Annotated in this window: 19 protein-coding genes and 2 tRNA genes; 6 read left to right on the top strand and 15 right to left on the bottom strand. The window is 56.8% G+C overall.

The window, feature by feature from the left end:
• Positions 1-66: 66 nt before the first annotated feature.
• The 9 genes from BM173_RS04750 to BM173_RS04715 all read right to left on the bottom strand — a co-directional run bounded on the left by BM173_RS04750 (position 67) and on the right by BM173_RS04715 (position 10980).
• Entirely contained in the window at positions 67-729 is a 663-nt protein-coding gene (locus BM173_RS04750) for an HNH endonuclease (RefSeq protein ID WP_218152625.1), read from the bottom strand.
• 48 nt (positions 730-777) lie between these two features.
• Positions 778-927: a hypothetical protein gene (locus BM173_RS14675; RefSeq protein WP_218152624.1), complete on the bottom strand. Its 150-nt coding sequence runs from the start codon at positions 925-927 to the stop codon at positions 778-780.
• Positions 928-933: 6 nt separating this feature from the next.
• Positions 934-2070 (bottom strand): DUF4268 domain-containing protein, encoded by a 1137-nt coding sequence (locus BM173_RS04745; RefSeq protein ID WP_090477790.1) that lies wholly within the window; start codon positions 2068-2070, stop codon positions 934-936.
• A gap of 52 nt (positions 2071-2122) precedes the next feature.
• On the bottom strand, positions 2123-5236 hold the full coding sequence (locus tag BM173_RS04740; RefSeq protein ID WP_218152623.1) for a type I restriction endonuclease subunit R: 3114 nt from the start codon (positions 5234-5236) through the stop codon (positions 2123-2125).
• Complete coding sequence (locus tag BM173_RS04735; protein WP_090477784.1) at positions 5221-6072, bottom strand: hypothetical protein; 852 nt, start codon at positions 6070-6072, stop codon at positions 5221-5223. The genes BM173_RS04740 and BM173_RS04735 overlap by 16 nt, the downstream gene beginning before the upstream one ends.
• Before the next feature lie 3 nt (positions 6073-6075).
• Positions 6076-6690 (bottom strand): hypothetical protein, encoded by a 615-nt coding sequence (locus BM173_RS04730; RefSeq protein ID WP_090477780.1) that lies wholly within the window; start codon positions 6688-6690, stop codon positions 6076-6078.
• Positions 6687-7937, bottom strand: coding sequence for a restriction endonuclease subunit S (locus tag BM173_RS04725; RefSeq protein WP_090477778.1), 1251 nt, complete (start codon positions 7935-7937; stop codon positions 6687-6689). Before BM173_RS04725 ends, BM173_RS04730 begins: the two co-directional genes overlap by 4 nt.
• Entirely contained in the window at positions 7934-10183 is a 2250-nt protein-coding gene (locus BM173_RS04720) for a type I restriction-modification system subunit M (RefSeq protein WP_090478520.1), read from the bottom strand. Before BM173_RS04720 ends, BM173_RS04725 begins: the two co-directional genes overlap by 4 nt.
• 203 nt (positions 10184-10386) lie before the next feature.
• The gene (locus tag BM173_RS04715; RefSeq protein ID WP_090477775.1) at positions 10387-10980 is read right to left on the bottom strand and encodes a recombinase family protein; all 594 of its coding nucleotides are present in this window, start codon (positions 10978-10980) and stop codon (positions 10387-10389) included.
• Between the two features lie 454 nt (positions 10981-11434).
• Between BM173_RS04715 and BM173_RS14400 the strand changes: the two genes are divergently transcribed.
• The gene (locus tag BM173_RS14400) at positions 11435-12652 is read left to right on the top strand and encodes a hypothetical protein (RefSeq protein ID WP_143089569.1); all 1218 of its coding nucleotides are present in this window, start codon (positions 11435-11437) and stop codon (positions 12650-12652) included.
• Here BM173_RS14400 and BM173_RS04705 read toward each other — a convergent pair.
• The 3 genes from BM173_RS04705 to BM173_RS04695 all read right to left on the bottom strand — a co-directional run bounded on the left by BM173_RS04705 (position 12649) and on the right by BM173_RS04695 (position 15248).
• Entirely contained in the window at positions 12649-13266 is a 618-nt protein-coding gene (locus tag BM173_RS04705) for a hypothetical protein (protein WP_090477769.1), read from the bottom strand. The genes BM173_RS14400 and BM173_RS04705 overlap by 4 nt on opposite strands.
• Before the next feature lie 204 nt (positions 13267-13470).
• Positions 13471-15063, bottom strand: coding sequence for a DUF6538 domain-containing protein (locus tag BM173_RS04700; protein WP_090477766.1), 1593 nt, complete (start codon positions 15061-15063; stop codon positions 13471-13473).
• A 95-nt stretch (positions 15064-15158) separates the two neighbouring features.
• Positions 15159-15248 (bottom strand) — tRNA-Ser (locus BM173_RS04695).
• A gap of 161 nt (positions 15249-15409) precedes the next feature.
• Here BM173_RS04695 and hspQ point away from each other — a divergent pair.
• The 5 genes from hspQ (at position 15410) to BM173_RS04670 (ending at position 18036) form a co-directional block, all read left to right on the top strand.
• Positions 15410-15790: a heat shock protein HspQ gene (gene hspQ, locus BM173_RS04690; protein WP_090477763.1), complete on the top strand. Its 381-nt coding sequence runs from the start codon at positions 15410-15412 to the stop codon at positions 15788-15790.
• A gap of 124 nt (positions 15791-15914) precedes the next feature.
• Positions 15915-16005, top strand: a tRNA-Ser gene (locus tag BM173_RS04685).
• A 200-nt stretch (positions 16006-16205) separates the two neighbouring features.
• Positions 16206-17273, top strand: coding sequence for a peptidylprolyl isomerase (locus BM173_RS04680; protein ID WP_090478517.1), 1068 nt, complete (start codon positions 16206-16208; stop codon positions 17271-17273).
• On the top strand, positions 17270-17587 hold the full coding sequence (locus tag BM173_RS04675; RefSeq protein WP_090477761.1) for a DUF1905 domain-containing protein: 318 nt from the start codon (positions 17270-17272) through the stop codon (positions 17585-17587). The genes BM173_RS04680 and BM173_RS04675 overlap by 4 nt, the downstream gene beginning before the upstream one ends.
• Positions 17584-18036: an META domain-containing protein gene (locus BM173_RS04670; protein WP_090477758.1), complete on the top strand. Its 453-nt coding sequence runs from the start codon at positions 17584-17586 to the stop codon at positions 18034-18036. Before BM173_RS04675 ends, BM173_RS04670 begins: the two co-directional genes overlap by 4 nt.
• On the opposite strand, the gene BM173_RS04665 is transcribed toward BM173_RS04670, so the two are convergent.
• From BM173_RS04665 to BM173_RS04655, 3 genes are read right to left on the bottom strand one after another with little or no spacing between them, the layout of a single operon-like run.
• Entirely contained in the window at positions 18033-18398 is a 366-nt protein-coding gene (locus tag BM173_RS04665) for a VOC family protein (RefSeq protein WP_090477756.1), read from the bottom strand. The two genes, BM173_RS04670 and BM173_RS04665, sit on opposite strands and share 4 nt — an antisense overlap.
• Entirely contained in the window at positions 18395-20488 is a 2094-nt protein-coding gene (locus tag BM173_RS04660; RefSeq protein WP_090477753.1) for a RelA/SpoT family protein, read from the bottom strand. Before BM173_RS04660 ends, BM173_RS04665 begins: the two co-directional genes overlap by 4 nt.
• Before the next feature lie 50 nt (positions 20489-20538).
• Positions 20539-21522, bottom strand: coding sequence for a hypothetical protein (locus tag BM173_RS04655; RefSeq protein ID WP_143089568.1), 984 nt, complete (start codon positions 21520-21522; stop codon positions 20539-20541).
• Positions 21523-21538 lie beyond the last annotated feature (16 nt).

The following is a 21538-nucleotide window of genomic DNA, read 5'->3' as shown; positions in this document are numbered from 1 at the left end:
TCCATGTAGCGAAACTCGATCTTCTCGCCGCATTGGTCGCAAGTTGGCATCCAACTCCTCCCGTCGCTATGGTTGGCTAGGCTCTAGTTGTTCTAACACTTTTAACAATTCTTCACGGAGCTTAATGTGGTCGTGGCTATAGTGCGCCTTACGATGATCCACTGGGCATAGCGCAACCACGTTGAAGACAGTGTCCGCCCCACCCTCAGAAAGCGGAACAACGTGATGTGTTTCAAGATAGGTTGCTCCGCTAACCATTTTGAAGCCTAGTTCGCCACAATACTCACACCTGCCCTGTGAGCGCTCTTTAACGATACTCCGTACTCGTGGGTCTCGAACAAACACGCTACCGCGCTGATCGCGCTTCTTCGGATCGGCCTTTTCTGATTGCTCAATGTCGAACTGATCGACAAAACGTGTAGGCAAGATGCCACGCTTGAGAACATGCGCTCCAGTGTTCCAGTCATATTCGGCAATGGTCCAGGGCTCAGGATCAAGCTCCCGTTTGAGCACTACCGAAGCCTTGGCTTTTGGGTCGCCAGGTTTTCGCCGATTTCCGTCATTGATGATTACGCGGACCGGTAGATTGTCTCTAAGGGCTTCTTGAAGCGCATCATCAAGCTTCTTTGCGCGCTCATACCATTTGGCTTTACCGCCCGGCCCTCGGTGGCTCTCCGCATCCGCGCGGAAATTGCCTCGCTCGACAATCTGCCCGTCTTCGACAACCATCGCTGGATGCCATAGGTTTAGGATCACAACCTGCTTCGGCTGCACGAATCACCAATCGTAGCAATATTTTGGGTTGGCCTTCGGGCCACGACGATCATTCGAACTCGCAATCCAGTCTGCCATATCCAAACCGGCGCTCTCGACCAGATCATAAACGAGGTGCTTCTTGGACGGCTTTATCTCGTCGAGAACCTTCATGCGATCCTAACCACCCGATTTCATCTGACCGGCCAGCGAAGCAACGCGCTCAGAGAATGCAGCATCCATTCGCTTGTAGTGCTGCTTCAGCCATTCGATCATCTCAGGCCAATTCTCCTTGCTGTAGCCTTGGACCGGCAGCTTGCACTGGATGATGCTCACCTTCTTGTCGTCCAGCCTCCGCCACTCAAGTTCTGCCCCAACTTTTCCGGCCAACTCCTCGCTGTCCTTGGCGAGTTGATCGAACAGCCACTTGTTCTCGCTGGCTTCGGATCGGTTGAGTTGCAATTCAACCCGAATTTCCTGCCGAAGGAAGATCAATACCAAGATGCAACCTGACACGCCAATGCTCGAAGTCAGCCAGTGGTCACGCGAGGGCGAAATGTTTTGCCACCGCTCAAGCCCCGCCTCGCGAAAAGCTTCGAGGACTTCTTCCCAGAAGGCATAGCGCATCTGGTGGCTCCACCGCTGCGCGCCCTTCGCGGACTTTTCCTCGGTGTCCTTCTCCGCCATGCGGATCATGTAATCCGCTGCCTCAGGCGTAGGGATGACCTGCTGTAAGTCGATAAAGAGGTCTTCACCGAAGAGGTATGGCAGCACCTTCACGCAACGGGCGTCAATCTGGTGCTCTCGCAGCCATAAGACCGTTGCGGTGACCTCACGACGGAAATTGGCCGAGATGAAGACAATTCGTTGGTCGTTCCCTTCGTTGAGAACAACCTCGTCAAGCGCGTCCTCTTGCAGGAACTCGCATATGCTGGAGGCAGCATCCCCACCTTCTCCCCGGTCGAGATATTGCTGGAAGATCGTGATGATCTCGGCCTTCTTGAGACTGGAGCAATAGGCAGCATATTTCAGTGCTTGCCAGACGACATCGCGGCCTGAGTCATCTAGCTTATTTTCAATGACAACTAATTGCCCACTGCGATCCAATGCGAGCAAATCCAAACGCTCGCGAGTGCCATCAAACCCATCGAACTCCTTCTGGATTATGAGAAGTTCTTCGCCGATTGCCTCTCCGAGCGCGCCCGGTGTCGTCGCCAACCATTCTTGCAGGTGCTCCCGCTCCCTCAGCCCTGCTTCTGTGAATGTCGTGCGGCCCAGTTGCTTGAGCCGGTTTTGGGAGCGATCAACCTGAAACATTCTGTATTACTCCAATCAACCTTCGCTCTGCGCAGTCCGAACCAAGTGCCGTTCAATCAGGACGGGGATTGCCATCCTGTCCGTTAATGCGGTCAAATATCTCTTTGGCCAGGTGCTCTTGGGCTGCCTTCCGGAACTGCTTGTCGCTCATGACACGGTGAAAAATTTCGTCGTTGCCATCCATTCTTTGAATGAAGAGATCGTCGATCACCTTGCCGAAGTAGTTTGAAAAATTGGGCAGACTGTTGGCACGGGCGGCTTCAACGACATTCTCGTCTAGCTCGGCTGTTGCCCTCACCTGATCGAAGAACAACTGATCTGCCTCATTGAAATCCGTTCCGAAGCGTTCGTTCAATCTTTCCACGAGCGACGACAACGCAACATCTGTGTCTTTGGCCCCCGCCGTCCCAATATCCGAAGGGCCTTTGAGCGGCTGGGCCTCTCCGTCTTGGAGGTCGATTGACCCTTCGCTCATTTGCTGAAGCCGGAAGAACTTGAGCGCGACATCATCGTCGAGCGTGTACTTGGTGCCATCACCGACGCGAGGCAGCTTGAGGGCCAAGTTGCGCGTGAATGCGTAAAGCTGCTCCAACTCAGCATCGTGATAGGGCATGATTTGGGACAGGAAGGCGTAGAGGTTCTTGAAGGCAGACAAGTGGCCTCGGAATTCTTCCTGTTCCGGTTCTTCCTTTTCCTTGAACCGCTCCACCACTCGGTCGAGAACGGAGTTCATGATCTTGTGATCTTGCCCCCCATGTTGCCTGCGCGACTTGAACCATACGGCAGCAAACTCGCTGACATCGGCGCTCGTGAAGATGGCCTTTTCGAGCAAGCGATGATGTAGCTCATTGAGCTTCTGCGGATCGACTTCTTCGGCGACGGGAGTTGCTTCGTAGTAAGGTTTGAAAGCGTCAAAAATCTCTTCTTCCTCGTTCCGGAAGTCGAGCACAAAGACCCTCGTCTTGCCCACAGCGGGAGCGATCCTGTTCAGGCGCGAAAGGGTTTGAACCGCCTGCACGCCCGCGAGCTTCTTGACCACATACATGGTCTGCAAGAGCGGCTGGTCGAAACCTGTCTGGTATTTGTCAGCAACAATGAGCACGCGGTATTCGTCGCCTGAGAATTTCTCCGGCAACTCGCGCTCTGGCAGGCCATCATTCATTCCGACTTCGGTGAACGAACCACCGGGCAATTCCTCATCTTCGACGGAACCGGAGAAAGCTACCAGTGCCCGGATGCCCTCATATCCCTTCTCTTTGATGTATTTGTCGAAGGCGAGCTTGTAGCGCACGGCAGCCAGCCGAGAGCCTGTCACAACCATGGCTTTGGCGCGTCCCCCAAGCTCATGCATGACCTTTAGCCGGAAGTGCTCGATGATTACCGTGACGACCTGCTCAACATTGACGGGATGCAGTTCTAGGAATTGTCCAAGAGCCTTTGCCGCGGCTTTCTTGGGAACCTCAGGGTCATCCTCGATCTGTTTCACCAGTCCGAAGAAGCGCTTGTAGGTCGTGTAGTTCTTCAGGACATCGAGGATGAAGCCCTCCTCGATTGCCTGCCGCATCGAATACTCGTGGAACGGTGAAGCGCCGGACGGACCCGGCTCATCAAAGACGGCCTTGGTTTTAAACTTCGGAGTGGCGGTAAAGGCAAAAAAGCTGAGATTGGGCTGTTTGGCCCTCTGCATCATTTCCTGCTTGATGCGCTTCTTCGCATCCTCGGTCAGGTCATCGTCCTCTTCATCCCCCACCTGACCAGCGATTGCGTCGGCAATGCCATCCTTGTTGAGAATGCCCTTGAGCGCAGCGATGGTTTCACCCGACTGGGAACTGTGAGCCTCATCGACGATCACCGCAAACCGGCGATCCTTGGTCTCAATCGAGACGCCCTCGCCCTTCTTCTCCAGCGTTCTTATCGCCTGCGAGATGAACGGAAATTTCTGGATCGTCGAAATGATGATCGGTGTGCCATTGGCCAAGGCTTTGGCAAGCTGCTGGGTGTTCTCGTCGATCTTCTCGACCACGCCAGTCTTGTGCTCGAATTGGTAGATCGTGTCCTGAAGCTGCTGATCGAGAACGCGCCGGTCGGTGATGACCACCACCGAATGAAATACCTTTTCGTCCTTCGCATCGTGGAGGCTTGCAAGCCGGTGGGCCAGCCAGGCAATGCTGTTTGATTTCCCCGAACCGGCAGAGTGCTGCACAAGGTAGTTGTGGCCCGAGCCCTTCGCCTTCGCGTGGGAGATGAGCTTCCTCACTGCGTCTAGCTGGTGGTAGCGCGGGAAGATCATTGTCTCCTTGCGCACGACCTTCTGGCCCGTCGGTGTCGGAACCCGCCGCTCGCTCACTTCCAAGTGAATGAACCGCTGGAGGATGTCCAACAGGCTATCGCGCTCAAGCACTTCGTCCCACAAATAGTGGGTCTTCCATTGTCCGGCGACGGGCGGATTGCCTGCGCCGAAATCGTGGCCCTTGTTGAAGGGAAGGAAGAAAGTCTCCGAGCCTTGCAGTTTGGTGGTCATCCAGACTTCGTCCGGATCGACCGCGAAATGGACGAGTGACCGTTCCTTGAAGCGGAAGATCGGGTCGCGGCCATCGCGATCCCGCATGTATTGCTTACACGCATCCTCGGCACGTTGGCCGGTCAGTTGGTTCTTCAGTTCAGCGGTTGCCACCGGAAGCCCGTTGAGCGCGATGACCACATCGAGGATGCATTTGCGCTTCTTGCCATCGGGGTGCTTCAAAACGTCCGAGACAAACTCGACCTGCCGGATGATCCGCAGGCGGTTGGCGTCGTATCGCTTGGCCGCTTCGGGGTTCATGCCGCTGTTCGGCTGGAAGTAGGCGAGGCGCAATTCCTTGCCGTAGCATTTGAAGCCGTGGCGCAGCACACCGAGCGCGCCCTTGCTGGCAAGCTCCTTGGTCAGGCTGTCGATGACGGTCGCTTCGGTGCGATCTTTAAGCATCGCCTCAAGCTGTTCCCAGCGGGTGGGTTGGCTCTCTTGGATGAAGGCAATTACCTCACTCGGGAACAACGCGGTTGCCGGATCAAATTCCGAGGGGGCAAGCTTTTTGTAGCCGCGTTTGGGGACGAGGCTCTCCTCAATCGCGGTTTCGTAGTGATATTCGGTATGCCCCGCCACGACGCCCCCTAACTTAGCGGCCAAACCTTACGCGTGCGCAAAGTCTTGTCATCTACTTTGTAACTATAGAAAAATTCGTGGTGGCCAAAAAGGCAAGGCGTTTCATCGCCATATCCAGCCGAATGCACCAATTCGATGAAGATGTGCGACAACCAGCGGACAACTGCGAGAGCATAAAAGCGACCGTATTCCTGCGCCCATTTGGTTTGACCCGAGCGTTCTGAGGCCACTTGCAGATCGGTCATCTGATTGCCGTTCTCATCAAAGAACAGAATTGTCGATACGTCGGACAACAATTTACCGACGACCCTCGCGCGATGCCGAACACGGTGCTCCGCCTGTCTTCCACGATAATGCTTGTCGAGGATCGGCTCGACCACCTTCTCCCACCATTTGTTGACTGGTTCGTTTGACGGATCAAAGTTCGGATTTCCGATCGTCTCGAAGTTCGCATAGCGTCCCTTCGATGCCGCTGCGAAGCTGTCCAGGCAATCGATTACGGCGGCACAGATTGGATCGGAAGGAGAGAGGTGTGGATTGGCAATCCCACGCTTCTCAGCGATGTCTCCCGACTTCTTGATTAGGTGTTCCAAGCGGTGACCGAAGGCTTTCACCGTCTGCGCATCAGGTAGAGCACCTTGGTGTTCGATGATGTGGTCGGCGACCAGAATGAGCTTTGCCAGCCGCTCGATGCCGATCGATAGGCCGAAGAAGGCGGTATAATATTCACCGAAGCTCTTTCCGTAGCTCGCCCTACCGAGTGCCGTCGCCCCGGCCCCAATGACTTGGCTGACGAGTGAAGCTTCGCGCCGGAGCGCATGCCACTCGGGCAGGGTGAACGGATCGGCGCGCGAACTCATAGCCTAGACCACAACCTCCGATTGGTTTTGCAGATCACCGATCTGCATGCTCGCCAGTTCGTCATAATGGTAGAAGCGCACCGAGACATCGGCGTTCAATTGCCGGTTCGCATCGAGGAAGGCTTCCGGTTCCTGATTGGAGCTAAAGACAAATTTCCGAGCCACGATCTTCTTCTTGTAGCCGGTGTAATGCTCGATTGTATGCTTGAGGCTGCGGCACCAGCACAAACCAGCGTTCAACTGGGGAACGATCTTGTCGTGCTGGATACCCTTGGATTTGAACTCGATCAGGTCGGCACGAAGCGCGTTGCCATTCCGCCAAAACACCACGAAATCGCAGCGCCTCGACCATGGCTTGGCGTTGTCATCGAGGAAATGGAAAAGGGCCGGTTTAGCCCGCTTCTTGGTGGATGCTTCGAAGTCGCTTTGATCCAGTTTGAAGCCGATGCCCTGCGATGGGAGGGCCAACTCAACAACCCTTGTCAGAGGCTTTGTGCCTTCCGGAGCGAAATATTCCTCCTCCAGAACGACTTTCCCCTCTGACCCATCAGAGACGACATACTCGTCGTTGAGGTAGGCCAGGAGGTGATTGAAGTAGGCGCTCGCCGATATTGTCACTGAAGCCCCTCAATTTGCCCAGTGACTGCTGCTGTGATCAGGGTTGCCCTATATTCTTGAAGGAGCGTTCCCGATCGTTCGATAGCTTGCTCAGAAACTCGAGCACTAGCTTCAAAGTTGGTAACCGCTTCCGCTATCTCGGCTTGCTCGTCTGGTGGAGGGAAAAGCAACTTCAGGTGAAGAAATGCCGAATTGGATAAGTGCGTCTGCTCTTTACCGTCATTGTGCGCGAGAAGCTGCAAATTCCTGTTCAGTTGATGCGAGAGGTAAGTGGAGTTTCCAGTGTGTGGGCGGATGCGGCAAACTCGTTGATTAACAGCATACTCTGCTTTCTCGTCGACGAGAAATGAGCGGGCCAATGCACGTCCGTTTGGAAGATCGCTCATGACCATTAAAATGTCGCCGAGCTTGGCCGGACAGAGGTTTTCAGAGCACATCTTAACCGCTTGTCCATCGGTAGAGATAAAGCGGGCATTCACACAAACAAAGGCCCCATCTGGATCGATGAACGGCTCATGAGCCTTGCCGGATTGAAAGTCGCAAAAGCCATTGAGCCGTTTAACCTCCCAATGTGCGGGGATTTGGCCGAACCATTTGATGCCGCTGTCTTTCATTGGCGCATCAGGGTTCAAGCCCTTGGTGACGGCCTGCGTGATTACCGCCTGACGCTTCTCGGCGAGCCGCTCCAATAGAGCCTGCTTCTTCTCGATCAGAGCATCGATTTGAGCGGTCTTTTGATCGAGGAACTTGGTAATGCGCTTCTGAGTATCGAGCGGCGGGAGTGGTAGCGGCTGGTGCCCAACAATTTCCCAATCTGCGCGGGGCATCTTCGATCCAAACGTCTCAGCGTTCACAGCATCGACAAATGCTTTTGAGCTAAGCACATAGAACAAGAATTTGGGATCAACGGAAGAACCGCCTCGAAGGCAAAGCAATTCACCTGAACTGAGGCCATCAAAATCGGCAAGATAGACCTTGGCGAGGTAGGGCCGAAGTTTGTTGAACAAGACATCGTCATTCCAAAACTTGCGGCTGTCCGCCTCCGTGGGTTGAGGATCGTCCACCAAGAGCTTGCCGGTCCATGAGGAAATATCCTCATTTGAAATATAGGGCAGTGTTTCGACTTCATCTTCAGTAGGCCGCAGCGCTAACCGCTGGACGTTCCACTTGAGCCAGTCGGTCTTCCAATCTCTAGGCGGAGAACCAACCCATTCCGGCAGTTCTTCGCTTCTCTGGAAATAGCTCACGCCACCAACCCTTTGAGCAGCGACGCGATTTCACCCTCTAAATCCGAAATTTCTCGCTCAATATCATCTATCGGGCGCGGCGGCTGGTAGACGTAAAAGTGCCGGTTGATGGGAATTTCGTAACCGACCTTGGTCTTAGTGTAGTCCACCCAAGCATCGTCCACATGCGGCAAGACCTCCACAGCCATATAGGCATCGATGGTGCCGCGCATGGCTTTGACCAGGTCTTCATTGGGGCGGTCTGGGCCGAAGAAGATCGGCAGCTTCACCCCGCTATGCGCGGCATTGGCGGATTGTGCGACCTTCTCAGCGAAGGCGTCAGGAAGACGCGCATAGGCGGGCAGCGGGATATTCTCTGTATCCCTGAGTTCGCTGTCTGGCTCTGGCCTTCCCTTGCTGTCCCGACAAATCTCCGCCTTCGGATCGCGTTCGCCCAGCGCAGCGATGATCGCTTTCTTGATGGGTGCGGACAATTTCACACCGGCCCGCTTGGCAGCCACCGCCAGATCGGCATCGAAATCCGCGCGGTCCATGTAGCGCCCTTTGCCTTCGAGCGCTTTCAGGACGGCACGAACGGCCTCCTGTTGCTCCCGGCCAGCCGCCTCTTCCTTTTCGATCAGGGCGGCATCCTTGCGCTTCTTGGATACCGAGAGATTGGCGAAGGCTGTCTGCTCATCCAGCCGGGCGATCCGCTCTGGCGAGGCTTCCAGATTGAGCCGAAGCGGTCGCTCAACCACGACCTTGAGGAAGCCGAACTCGTGATTGTCGAAGATGCGGCTGACTACGCGCTTTTCCCAAACGTCCTTCTTTTCATCGATGCAGACCTTGGCTTCCTCGCCATCCTCAAACCTGCCGTAGATTTCGGTCAGGTGGCGGATGTGCTCTTCGCTCAATTCGTTGCGCTTGTTGTTGAGGCTCTTCTTCATCTTGTCGAAGAAACGGGTGCCATCGATCAACTGCACCTTGCCGCGCCGCTCTAGCGCTTTCCGGTTCGTGACGAGCCAAATGTAGGTAAAAATGCCGGTGTTGTAGAAAAGCTGATCGGGCAGCGCGACAATCGCATCGAGCCAGTCGTTTTCGATGATCCAGCGCCGGATATTCGACGGGCCGGAGCCAGCATCGCCGCTGAATAGTGGCGAGCCGTTGAAAATTACGGCGATCTTCGATCCCGGCTGGTTGTCATCCCCCCCAGCATGGGGGTGCATCTTGGAAATCATGTGCTGGAGGAACAGGAACGACCCGTCATTGATCGCGGGAAGACCCGCTCCGAACCGTCCCGAAAAGCCCCAATCCTTGTGCTCCTTCTCAACCACATCCTTCTGATCTTTCCACTCCACGCCGAAAGGCGGGTTGGCGAGCATGTAATGGAACTTCTTTTCCGGAAATCCGTCGAACGTCTTCCCGTCACCCAGCGTATCGCCGAGCTTGATGTTGTCGGTCTCCTCGTCCTTGATGAGCATATCCGAGCAGCATATTGCCCAACTTTCATCGTTATATTCCTGACCGAAGAGGCCCAGCTTTGCGCGCTCGTTGCCCGCTAGGATCATTTCCTCAGAAATTGAGAGCATCCCGCCCGTCCCGCAGGCAGGATCATAAATTTCCCGATAAACGCCCGGTTTGTAGACATCCTTCTCGCCGGTGTAGACGAGGCTGGTCATCAGGCGGATTACCTCGCGCGGCGTGAAGTGATCCCCGGCCTCCTCATTCGCCTGTTCATTGAAGCGCATGACAAGGTGCTCAAAGATGTAGCCCATTTCGATGTTGCTGATCCGGTCAGGATGTAGATCGACTTTGGGATCGGCCATTGCCTTGACGATGTTGTAAAGGCGGTTGCTCGCGTCGAGCTTCTCAATCTGCTCGCTGAACTTGAACTTCTCGAAGATGCGCTGGGCAGTGGGCGAAAAGCCGTTGATGTAGGAAACGAGGTTGGGCGCGATGTTCTCGCTGTCGCCCAACAGCTTTTCAAAGGTGAAGGCGCTCGTGTTGTAGAGCGGTTGCGTGCGGTTGGGGTCGACGATCTTGGTAAGCAGCCGGGGGATGGCGCGCTCGGGCGTGTTTGCCGCGAGCAATCGCTTGTACTCGGCGACAACGGCGTCTTTGGTTGGCTCAAGAACGCAATCGAAGCGCCGGAGCACAACCATTGGCAGCATGACCAAGCGGTATTGAGGGGGACGATAGGGCCCGCGCAACCGATTGGCGATTTCCCAGATTGTCCCCGCAATTTCTTTGTGTCGTTCTGTAAGCACAAGCTTCCCCAATCCGCAATCGGACGACCTAGTGACGCTGATCTCTGGCTATGTCACTGATTTGGTAATCTGAATTTGTGCGTAACCCAAGGAGAGGGATACGGCCTACGCAAGAGCGGGGGTGTGAAAGTCCGACCTCGGTGCAACGCGTTGCAGCATTGCCACGTCGTTATACGCAGAGAGCAGCGAAGCAAGCTCCGCACCTAAGGTCTTTTGGTGCTCCCGGACGAACAATACCGCTCAACCGTTGACTTGGAGAGGCTAAATTTTTCCATTGTTTGCCGAATGGAAGCGCCAGTATCTATCCGCCATTGCCTAACTTCGGCTGGGTTGCCTGCGAGGGGTCGCCCTAGACTAGACTTACCTCTGTGCGTCTTGCCTGTTTCACGGATGGACTTCCGCGCAGCAGCACGGCCGGCCTCACAGCGCTCTCGAATTCGTTCACGCTCCATGTCGGCAATTTGCGCGAGCACCGCGACAATTAGTTCTCCCACTCCTTTGCCGATTTGACCCAGCCCTCTCACTTCAATCGTAACGCCTTGCTGGAGTAACTCTCGAACCGTCGTCTGTACATCGAGCGCATCTCGCCCCAGCCTATCAAGAGCAAACACACAAAGAGTATCTCCCTCGCGGATGTAAGACAGCAATTGTGAGAACCCAGGTCGGGAAGCAGCCAGAGTCCCACCACCAACCCCTTCGTCAACAAACTCGCGGTCGAACGGCCCAGTCAGCGCTTCGCGCTGCCCTTCGATGCTCTGCCCGCCTGTAGAAACTCGAAAATACGCAATGCGGCTCATTCCGACTGCTCCGCTTCAAAACATACCACTATTTTAGAGGCATCTTCAAAAAAGGCAATTTATATCTTTTGATGCAGGCCAGGCATGAATTGCTACGCCCTTCAAAACTTACAACTTATGATACCGATGCCGCCGCCATGATCACGGTAAACTTCCGCCTGGCGCCACGTCGATAAGTGCAACGCGTTGCATAAATCCTAGAACCCCGGTGAAGGCCGCTCATCGCCGCCTTCCATATTTCAACTGCGCGATGGGGCGCCGCCTGCCGGGAAATAATCTGAAAAATCGCCTCTCTATGAATGAAAAATTGGAGTGTGATAAATCAAAAGCTTCGTCAATTAAGAATGTTTTCTCGTATTTCATTCAGTTGCACCAGTTGCAAAATGTTTTTATTGACGAATCATTTGCGACCCCCAATTTTCAGTGAGTGGTACTTCCTCCTGACCCTCACACCTTGGCACGCCGCCGCGAGATCAGCCGTCTCTCGCGTAAAGCAAAATTGCTCCAGCAAGAGCTTCGAAGCCTGACGGACGCAGGTCGGCTTTCTCGTCTTTACCGCAGAACGATTGCATACCTGAACAAAGACGATCTGCGCGCTTGGGCAGCAATGCGCGCCCTTCCTGCTCAAGCCAGTGATGAGGCGGTGACACTCCTCACTGCACAGACCAATCCCTTCGAAGTCAATGCCGGTGAGGTTCGGTTTGAATGGCGGGCGAAAAGCTCTGGTTGGGGGCGTCGCCCCATATGTTCGCCACCGCCATCTCTCGCCGCCTGTTCTTATCTGATCAAGGATGTTTTGGAAGCGCGGCTTCAGCCAGGACATCACATTTATGATATTAGGGGGCGTGGTCGCGATTACGCGATTATCGCCATCAAAGAAGCACTGGAAGCGGGCTATAGCCACTGTTTCATTGGGGACGTTCGAGACTGCTATCAGTCCGTTTCGATCAACAGCCTATACGACCTGCTTCCCTTGCCGAGGTTGGTAATCGGGAACTGTCTCGACTATCGCAATCTCACGTTCCGGGAACAGGGAGTATCGCACTCTTGTGTATACTCTCATGGACCGGAAGCACGCAGGTGGAATGGACCTCAGGGACTGCTGCAAGGTTTGCCTTCGTCCAGCATCATTCTGGCTACACTGTTTAACAGCTTGGCCGCGCATATCGCGCCCCACGATTGCCACGCAGCTCTTTACGGGGACAACCTGTTTCTAGCGGCGCAGGATGGTCAGACGCTCTCGGCAATTATCGCCTTATGCCGCGACTATTTCGCGGAGCACCCTGCAGGTCCATTCGATCTGCGCGATCATCCTGGATGCGTAGAGCCAGAAGAAGGATTTGATTTCCTCTCTTATTTCATCAGCACGCAGAGCCAGAACATCTCGGTTCAGATGAGCCATCGGGCTTGGTCGGATATGGAAGACGCGATCGACACCGCTGTGCAAGACGACATCGCAAAGGGCTATGAATGCTTGCGCGACGCAGAGGCGGTCATTCGCGATCGCTTTTCTGGTTTCCGCGAGATTGATGACTGGCACACGCAACTGGAGCTGCGCCTCCATAAAGCTGCAGACGAAGTTGAGGGCGTGGACTACGCCCGCTTAATTGATTTCGATCTCATAAGACGGATGGGCCTCCCCACGTTCCACCGGCCTTCCTTTGGGCGCTAACCGCAGAAGGGTGGAAACTGCGAGTAGGCCTTCCTGACCGATGAAGGGTAAAGGCTGTCTCCTAAGACCAGTTTGCCCTTCGGCTGCCTCCAGCTTCGAACTGTCCGTTCAGGCTCTTCCCGCCATTGAAGGTTGAATGCACCAAGCCGTTGGAAGAATGTGACGGACGCGAACGGAATGTGGTCGTAGAGCCATGACGCCATCGCGCGCCAGTCACCGCCGCCTTCTAGATAATCAGCAAACCACGGGATGACTATGCAGGCGGTCGCTCCCATGCGACCCTCCACATCTCTCCGGTCCCAAATGTGCGCAGCACGGTTTTTCTCGTTGCTGGCACATCCAAGACCCAGACGGTGACCTAGCGCGTTCAATTCCCACGAACGGTATCCGGACCGAATGCGCACCGAGCCAAATGTTTGATGCAACGGCTCCAATAGCTCTTTACACAGCCGACTACCTGCCGCGACCGCAAGTTCGAGGTCATCGGGTTTGTTAGTGATGCCGTGCACCGCTGCGATCTCGGAATGCAGGAATTCCCGCAACCAGAAATTTCGCGACAGCCTGATGCGCCCGATCTCTTCCAACTTTTTTACGCGCTTGCGATATTCGTTCATATTTCCGCCTCAAGGTCTGGAAATATATTAGCAAAAACATTATGTTATGTCATAAATATTTACCTGCCGTAACACCTTCGCTTCCGCGCATTTTACCCCTTCTGCTACCAGCTCAACTGCAGTGAGCCCTTAGAAAAGGGCCGTTTCGTGCCAATTCTGAACCCTCACGCGCGCGCGTGCGCGAGACCGATGAGGGAAAGCACCCTACACGTCGTATCTGGGCAATTTGCTGATCTCTCTGAACATGGCCTGGGGTGAAATATCACCGTAAGCCTCGCCCTCCGTTCTCGGTGCGTGACCTTGAATGGCATCCCGAATTTCCGGCGACATTGCGACATTCCGTGCCACGGACTTGAACCTATGTCTCCAGCCGTGGTTCGGCTGAACTTCTGGATGATCAACCCCGAGGCCACGCACCCATCTTGCGAGATGTTCCCCGACCTTCTTCGATTGCGGATTACCCTCTGAGCCTCCGCGATGCCTCGAAGGGTCATAGAAGAGGGGGCCAGTCTTTCTTCGGACCTCGTCCCACAATCCTTGCTCAATCAGATGAGGATGGATGGGAACGACGCGAGCTTCATAGTTCTTTACGCTGCCGGCTTCCGGGGTAATTTCGAGAACTTTGACCCCATCAATCTCAGTGAAATCTTCCGCACGCAGTTGCGTTATCTCGTTCACACGTGCGCCAGTGTAAGCGCAGAGCCATGGCACCCAGCGTTGGGCGAAGGCCCTCTCGGTAGACAACTTCCTTGCCGGAGAACGTAGCGAGGCTCGGAGGATAGATTTTGCCTCGTGATCGTTGAGCGCCTTTGATCGTGTGCTGATTTTTCGAGGGGCTCGCACCTTCACGCGACTAGCCGGATTGGCTCCAACCTTCTCGTTTTCATAACCCCAGTTGAAGACAGTTCTTATGATTGAAAGATACGTATCGTTGACGGTTTTCGCCGAGAGGGTTGAACCCTTTCCGTTGCCTCGGCCCAACAACTCATTCTTCCATGCGACTATGTCGGCTGGAGTGACGTTTTCCGCATTATCGTGACCCAGAAATGCCACGAAAGACGCGATCTTTTGCCTAAATGATTTGACGGTAGAGGCCGCTGGGCGCCGCTCGGCGACGTAGGCCTCAAACAACAGAGTTAATCGGGTCTCGCGATCATTTGACCTTCGAATTGTGTTATCATGATCGTATGCCTCGGGTGAGAAGGTGATGTCACCGGAGCTTCGGGGCAGCCCCTCAAGATCTTCGCGTTCTCGTCGTGACGCTTCAAGTTGTCCTCGCGCGACAATTTGCATCAACTGCCGGGACTGGAACGAGCCAGGCTCAAATTCCCATCCTTCACGCTCGCAAATCGCTTGGGAAATCCACCTCGCTATCAAGTTGTTGCCTTGCTCCCCCCGCACTACCTCCCGAGCGGTCCCTTCATAGGCATCAAGCTCAAGCAAGCGAGCCTTTCGGTCCTCGTTAGAGCGCGCGCGCAGCAACTCTTCTTGGAAACGACCTTGTCTCTCTGCAAACCAACTACGCACCGCTCGCTCCAAAACCTCCCTGCCGATATCAGCAGAGAGTTCGGCATGAGCCTGCTGCGTTCTCGCTCGGATTAGCGTTCTCTCAAATTCAGCGACATGTTCGGCCAACTCGATCAGTGCCGCCGATTTAGTTTGCGCCTTCAGCGTAGTGACGACCTCGGTCTTGCCGAAGGCATCAGTGGCGTCCTTAGGTACGCTTCTCCGGAAAATAAACCTGCCGCCCCGCGAGTAAAAATAGCGGTGTCCATCCACTCTTTTGGCCGTCGACATTCCGCATCACTTTGTAGCAAGATCTGTAGCAGATTTATGCATCAAATCCGCTGATTTGCAACGCGTTTCACGAATTCAAGGGGTTGGGGGCGACGTGGCGGAGAGGGTGGGATTCGAACCCACGATACGGTTGCCCGTATACCGCATTTCGAGTGCGGCGCATTCGACCTCTCTGCCACCTCTCCGCATGTCGGGTGTGCCTGATGGGCCCTCGGGCCTCGGTCGAAGCGAGGGGGCCATTAGCCGTGTGCGTCAGGCTTGCCAAGTCCTTTCGGACCAGAAAACGGGGGACGGACGCGGGGCGAGGCTTGTTCGTCGGCGGGAACTTCCCATATCCTCTCGTGACATGGACAGGACTTTGTTTTTCTCCGCCCAGGCAGGTCGCACTCTCGAGGCGCCACGCCGAATCAAGACACGCTTCGCCATCGGCGATGTCGTCAAACACAAGACCTTCGATTTCCGCGGCGTCATTTTCGACATCGATCCCGTCTTCGCCAATAGCGAGGAATGGTATTCGTCGATCCCCGAGGAAATTCGTCCGGACCGCAACCAGCCCTTTTACCACCTGCTGGCAGAGAGCGACGAGAGCGATTACGTCGCTTACGTGAGCCAACAGAACCTGGTGAACGATGCACTCACCGGTCCGGTCTCGCACCCGGACGTGCACCAGTATTTCGAGCAATTCGAAAACGGGCGTTACCGCATGCGTCGCAAACTCACCCACTGACGAGCGCCTGCGTGAAGCATGGGCGTTTGCCTGCTTGCACCACGCTGCCAAGACCGCTAGAGGCGCGCCTTCTTGACGCCGCTCCCTTGCCATACGCGCTTTAGGGAAGCCCGTTCGAGAGCGCGGAGCAGTGGCCGAGTGGTCGAAGGCGCACGCCTGGAAAGTGTGTATACGGTAACCCCGTATCGAGGGTTCGAATCCCTCCTGCTCCGCCATTTTCTCCAGCCGTGAAAATTTGCGACGAACCGTTGGAACCCGAGCGCGGGGCGCTCGTTGCAACTTCACCACCCCCCAAGTCGCGATGGTGCGCGGAATTGCATTCCCTGCGACCATCGCTTCAGAGCCCCTTTTCGCCCCTCAAAACGTGCGAAAAGGGGCTTTTTGTTTGCCCGATTGCGTGGCAGGCTTCGAGCCCATGAACAAACCTTTGATTTCGCTTGCCGCAGCGTTCGCTCTTTCCGCTTCATGGACCTCTCCGCTCGCAGCGCAGGACGAGCCTGCCGGAGCGCCTTCGCCGAACGAGATCGTCGAGGGCGCCGAGGCCGAGGAATGGGTTTCCATACCCGCTGAAGACCTTCTGGTGATGACCCTGGCGCCGGCGTCCGACGGGACGGAACGAGAGGTTGTAATCCAGTTCATGCCGGCTCCGTTCAGCCAAGGCTGGGTCGAGAACATTCGCACTCTCGCCCGCACAGGCTGGTACGACGACATCACTGTGAACCGCGTGCAGGACAATTACGTCGTCCAATGGGGCGACCTCAATTACGACAATCCCGAAGCCGATGGCGAGCCCAAGCTCTTGCCGGAAGGCCTTAAGGTGATGGACGAGAGCGCCTACACCGTACCCGCCAGCCATTACCGCTTCTACGGCAAGCCCGGCGGGAAGGTTCACGAGAGCCGCTCCACTCCGCCGCTCAAAATGGTCAACCTGTTCGGCCGCTATGCAGGCTATGACGGCTTTTCGCAGGGCTGGCCTGTGGCGGGGAATAACTCCGCCGTGCCCGCGAAGAAGCGTAACGCCAGAGAAAATGCCTATAATAATTCACGTCCCGACCGCATCTGGCCAGTCCATTGCTACGGCATGGTCGGCGTCGGTCGCAACTATTCGCCTGACACGGGATCAGGGGCGGAACTATATACCGTGATCGGCCACGCTCCGCGTCATCTCGACCGCAACATCGCGCTCGTCGGACGGATCATCGAAGGGATGGAGCATCTCTCATCGCTGCCGCGCGGATCGGGAGCGCTCGGTTTCTATACCGAGGAGGAAGCCGGCAAGCGCACGCCCATCGTGACCGTCCGGGTGGCAAGCGACCTGCCTGCTGCAGAGCGCCCGACTTTCGAGTACCTGTCGACCGAGGGAGAGACCTTCGCCAAGTACGTCGCAGCGCGCGCCAATCGCCGCGATCCGTTCTTCATCGTCCCGGCAGGCGGCGCGGACATCTGCAATATCCCCGTGCCCATCCGCCGCGCGGGCGAGTGAGCGAAACCCTGACCTGCACCCTCCCCTTGCGCCAATGGCGCGGGGAGCGGGGCACCTACCACCTCGTGACGATCACCGGCGAAGAGGCCGAGGCCTTCGCCATGCACGAGACCCTCTCGCGCCTTGAATTCGGCAGCCGCCGGGGTTTCGGGTCGGTAAAGGTCATCGCCCGGATCGGCGGAACCCATTGGAAGACTTCGGTGTTTCCCCAGAACCGGGATTCGGAATGGGTGCTGCTTGTGTCGAAGAAGGTGATGAAACGGGAAGACCTTATCGAGGGCGATGAGCTCACTGTGGAACTCGAGCTCCTGTGAGCCGGAGCCAGCATCACAAACGCCTCGCTTGGTTCACCGCGGGCGGGCTCGGCATCGCGCTTGTCGCGGTGATCGTGGACGTTACGCTGCCGCCGGGCGAGACCCTGTGGCACATGGTGGCCGCGCCCGAAGAAGACGGAGGGTGGAAATTCGTCGAGATCGACGGAGTGGACGTGAGCGATGGGGGGTATTCTCTGGGCGTCCGCTGGGGCGAGATTTCCGGATTTCACGACGGGTGCAATTCGTGCGGCTTCGAAGATCTGGATCAACCGCGCGGCGCCCTGGATCGGAGCATGATCTGCACACTGCAGGCGTGTGAGGAAAAACCGAACGACGTATTGTTCGCGCGCTTTGCTTTTGGAACGCCGCAAATGCGGGTCGAAAACGATCGCCTGATCCTGAGCCAGCCCGGCCATCGCGCCGTGCTGGTCCGCCCGCCCGCGCGCTAGAGCTTTTCCATCAATTCGATGCGGTTGCCGAAGGGGTCGTCCACGTCTCCGCGGCGATATCCTTCCAGTTCCTTGCCTGGCTTGAACTTGATCCCTGCGGCTTGGAGCTTCGCAACAAGGGCTCCGAGATTTTCAACCAGCAGTGCAGGATGCGCACGCCGCGCCGGAAGGAAGGCGTCTTCCACACCGCAATGGATCGAGATGCCCTCGCCCTCGAACCAGCAGCCACCGTTTACGGCCAGGTGGCCGGGTTTTGCCACTTCTTCCAGGCCCATCAGATCGCCCCAGAATTTGCGGGCGTGAACTTCGCCGCCATGGGGCATGGCGAGCTGGACGTGATCGATACCGGTTAGCAAACTCATGCGCGCTCTGCCTGCGCGACGGAGTCACTGGCGCGCAGTGCGCTCAGGATACGGGTGAGGTGGGCGAGATCCTGCACCTCCAGATCGACTTCGTAAGTCGTGAACGGATGGTCGAGCTGCACCTGCTCAAGGCTTTTCACGTTCACGACATTCTTGGCAAAAATCCCCGCCATCTCGGCCAATGTACCCGGACGGTCGTACAATGTAACCCTGAGGCGACCGACTGCCCCACGCGAACGCTTGCCCCAGGACAGGTCGAGCCAATCGGTGTCGATCCCGCTGGCAAGTTCGTGGCAATCGATGGCATGAACCTCCACCCCTTCATTGGGTTTGCGAATACCGACAATGCGATCGCCGGGGACTGGGTGACAGCATTCCGCCAGCTTGTATCCGACCCCGGGAGTCAGGCCCCGGATGGACAGCGACTTTCCGCTGCGCAGCCATTCGGCATCGTCATCGGCTAGACCTTCGGTGCAGCCGGGGACGAGCGCCTCCATGACTTCGCGATCGGCGATCTTTGCCGATCCGATGGCATAATAGAGGTCGTCCTCATCTTCCATCTCGAGCCGTGCGATCGCCGCGCGAAGGGCCTTTTTGCCGATCTTGGCCGGGACCCGCGAGGCGATCTCGTCGTAGAGTTTCTGTCCGATCTCGGCGACTTCGGCCCGTTCCTTCAGGCGAACGGCGCGGCGGATCGCCGCACGGGCCTTGCCCGTCACGACGAAGCCGAGCCAGCTCATCTGCGGCTCTGCGTTCTTGCCCTTCAGGATTTCGACCACGTCGCCATTGTTGAGCTGTGTGCGCAGCGGCATGTGACGGCCGTTGATCTTCGCACCCACCGTCTGCGCGCCCAGATCGGTGTGTACTGCAAAGGCGAAATCGACCGCCGTCGACCCCTTGGGCAGCTGGAACAGCGCGCCCTTCGGGGTGAAGGCGAAAATGCGATCCTGGTAGATCGCCATGCGCGTATGCTCGAGCAACTCTTCGGGATCGTGGCTGGCATCGACGATCTCGATCAGGTCGCGCAGCCAGCCGACCTGGCCGTCCGGCTTGTCGCCCTGCTTGTAGGCCCAGTGCGCAGCGAGGCCGAATTCGTTCGTCTGGTGCATCTCTCGCGTGCGGATTTGCACTTCGACGCGCATCGACTTGCCGTAGATCAGCGAGGTATGGAGACTGCGATAACCGTTGGTTTTCGGCGTAGAAATGTAGTCCTTGAAACGCCCCGGCAGGAACTGCCACGTCGTGTGCAACACCCCCATCGCCCGGTAGCAGTCGGCCACGTTATCCGTGATGATGCGGAAGGCCATGATGTCGGTGACCTGTTCGAAGGACACGTGGCGTTCGGCCATCTTGCGCCAGATCGAATAGGGATGCTTCTCGCGGCCCGAAACCTCCACCGTCAGCCCCGCTTCCGCCAGCGCGTGCTTCATGTCGAGTGCGATGGCATCGACCTGTCCGCCGTCTTCCTGCCTGATCTGGTCGAGCCGCTGAGTAATCGTCTCGTAGGCTTCCGGCTCGAGCTGTTCGAACGCCAGCATCTGCATTTCGCGCATGTATTCGTACATGCCCACGCGCTCCGCCAGCGGCGCATAGATATCCATCGTTTCGCGTGCGATGCGCTGGCGCTTTTCCGGCTTCTTGATGAAGTGCAGCGTACGCATGTTGTGCAGCCGGTCGCCCAGCTTGACGAGCAGCACGCGGATATCCTCGCTCATTGCGAGCAGGAACTTGCGCAGGTTTTCGGCAGCCCGTTCGTTCTCGGGCATCTGTTCGATCTTGGAAAGCTTGGTCACGCCATCGACCAGCCGCGCAACGTCGCCGCCGAAATTCGCCTCGATATCGTCGATCGTGGCGAGCGTGTCCTCGACGGTATCGTGCAGGAGAGCGGTTGCGATCGTTTCCTGGTCGAGCTGCAAATCGGTCATCAGCCCTGCGACTTCGACCGGATGGCTGAAGTACGGATCGCCGCTGGCCCGCGTCTGTGTGCCGTGCTTCTGCACGGTGTAGACATAGGCGCGGTTGAGCATCGCCTCGTCGGCGTCGGGGTCGTATTCCTTGACCCGTTCAACAAGTTCGTACTGTCGCAGCATCTCGGCTCACACGATGTGGCCAAAGCGTGCTGCAATGCAACGTAAAAATCTTACAAATGGGGTTCGAGTGCCTCGATGAAGGCGGCGGGCTGATCGAGCCGGAAAGCGATCCTTCGTACTTCGCGCGATTTCCCGAACAGACCGGCATGCCGGATGGGCGTTCGCAGGCGCATGATGATATTGGGATGCGAGAACAGCGCAGCGTTGAGGACATCCGCACGATCTGCCTCGGCCTTGGTAATCGAAGCTTCCAACTCTTTGATTGTATCGATCGGGACACGCAGGTCGATCAGCAATCCGGCGCGCACGTGCACGCAATCCCCGTCCAGCAGGATCGGATAGAGCCGGAATCCCTTCATCAGCGCGATGAGGAACAGCGCGCCCCAGATGCCAAGCGCCAGCAGCACGAGCGCCGCCAGACGGCTCCAGTGGCTGACGAGAAGATCTACGACGACGATCTCGATCAGTTGCAGGACGAGGAAAGCCGCGATCATCGGGTTGATCACGCGGTGATAGGCAAAGCCTTGCGCGCCTTCGGGCACATGCGGCGGCGCGCCCCACTTGAAGAGTGCCAAGCGCATCATGCTGCTTTCGAACATTGCGAAGCGGACGAGATTGGCTGGCAATACCTCGCACGCCGCCAATTCGGCGGATCCGGTGCGACGATAAGTGCGCAGCGCATCGGCAGCGCTCCACCCGAGGTAAGCGATCACCGTCAGCGCCATCGCGAGCACGACCGCCTGCATGTCGAGCAAGGCCTCGCGCACCGTTCCTGCGCCAGCCACTGTCGCGACAATGCAGCCTGCTGCGATCGTGCCCAAGAGGGCCCTCAGCCCGGGACGGTTCTTGGGGGCCCTGGCAATCGCGGCCAGGGTCAGCGCATCGGCGGCAATCCAGAGAAACAACAGCGCTGAGGTGCGCGGATGGCGCGCGGCAAGATCGCTGTGGGTAGCTAGGCGAGCAGCGAGAATGGCCACCAGCGGAGCGAGTAATATCGCGATCGGGGCAAGGCGGGCGGAAAGGCTTGAGGGCATTGCGCTTCTCCCTGTT

It is taken from the genome of Qipengyuania nanhaisediminis (assembly GCF_900115585.1).
Taxonomy (GTDB): Bacteria; Pseudomonadota; Alphaproteobacteria; order Sphingomonadales; family Sphingomonadaceae; genus Qipengyuania; species Qipengyuania nanhaisediminis.
The sequence above is the reverse complement of the archived record's forward strand: the minus strand, read 5'-3'. Positions and strand labels throughout refer to the sequence as shown.

Coding starts and splice junctions, on each gene's coding strand:
- BM173_RS04705 (WP_090477769.1), bottom strand. CDS start 13,266: ATGAACGAATATCGCAAGCGCGTAAAAAAGTTGGAAGAGATCGGGCGC.
- hspQ (WP_090477763.1), top strand. CDS start 15,410: ATGGACAGGACTTTGTTTTTCTCCGCCCAGGCAGGTCGCACTCTCGAG.
- BM173_RS04660 (WP_090477753.1), bottom strand. CDS start 20,488: ATGCTGCGACAGTACGAACTTGTTGAACGGGTCAAGGAATACGACCCC.
- BM173_RS04700 (WP_090477766.1), bottom strand. CDS start 15,063: ATGTCGACGGCCAAAAGAGTGGATGGACACCGCTATTTTTACTCGCGG.
- BM173_RS14675 (WP_218152624.1), bottom strand. CDS start 927: ATGAAGGTTCTCGACGAGATAAAGCCGTCCAAGAAGCACCTCGTTTAT.
- BM173_RS04735 (WP_090477784.1), bottom strand. CDS start 6,072: ATGAGTTCGCGCGCCGATCCGTTCACCCTGCCCGAGTGGCATGCGCTC.
- BM173_RS04715 (WP_090477775.1), bottom strand. CDS start 10,980: ATGAGCCGCATTGCGTATTTTCGAGTTTCTACAGGCGGGCAGAGCATC.
- BM173_RS04745 (WP_090477790.1), bottom strand. CDS start 2,070: ATGTTTCAGGTTGATCGCTCCCAAAACCGGCTCAAGCAACTGGGCCGC.
- BM173_RS04665 (WP_090477756.1), bottom strand. CDS start 18,398: ATGAGTTTGCTAACCGGTATCGATCACGTCCAGCTCGCCATGCCCCAT.
- BM173_RS04655 (WP_143089568.1), bottom strand. CDS start 21,522: ATGCCCTCAAGCCTTTCCGCCCGCCTTGCCCCGATCGCGATATTACTC.
- BM173_RS04750 (WP_218152625.1), bottom strand. CDS start 729: ATGGTTGTCGAAGACGGGCAGATTGTCGAGCGAGGCAATTTCCGCGCG.
- BM173_RS04680 (WP_090478517.1), top strand. CDS start 16,206: ATGAACAAACCTTTGATTTCGCTTGCCGCAGCGTTCGCTCTTTCCGCT.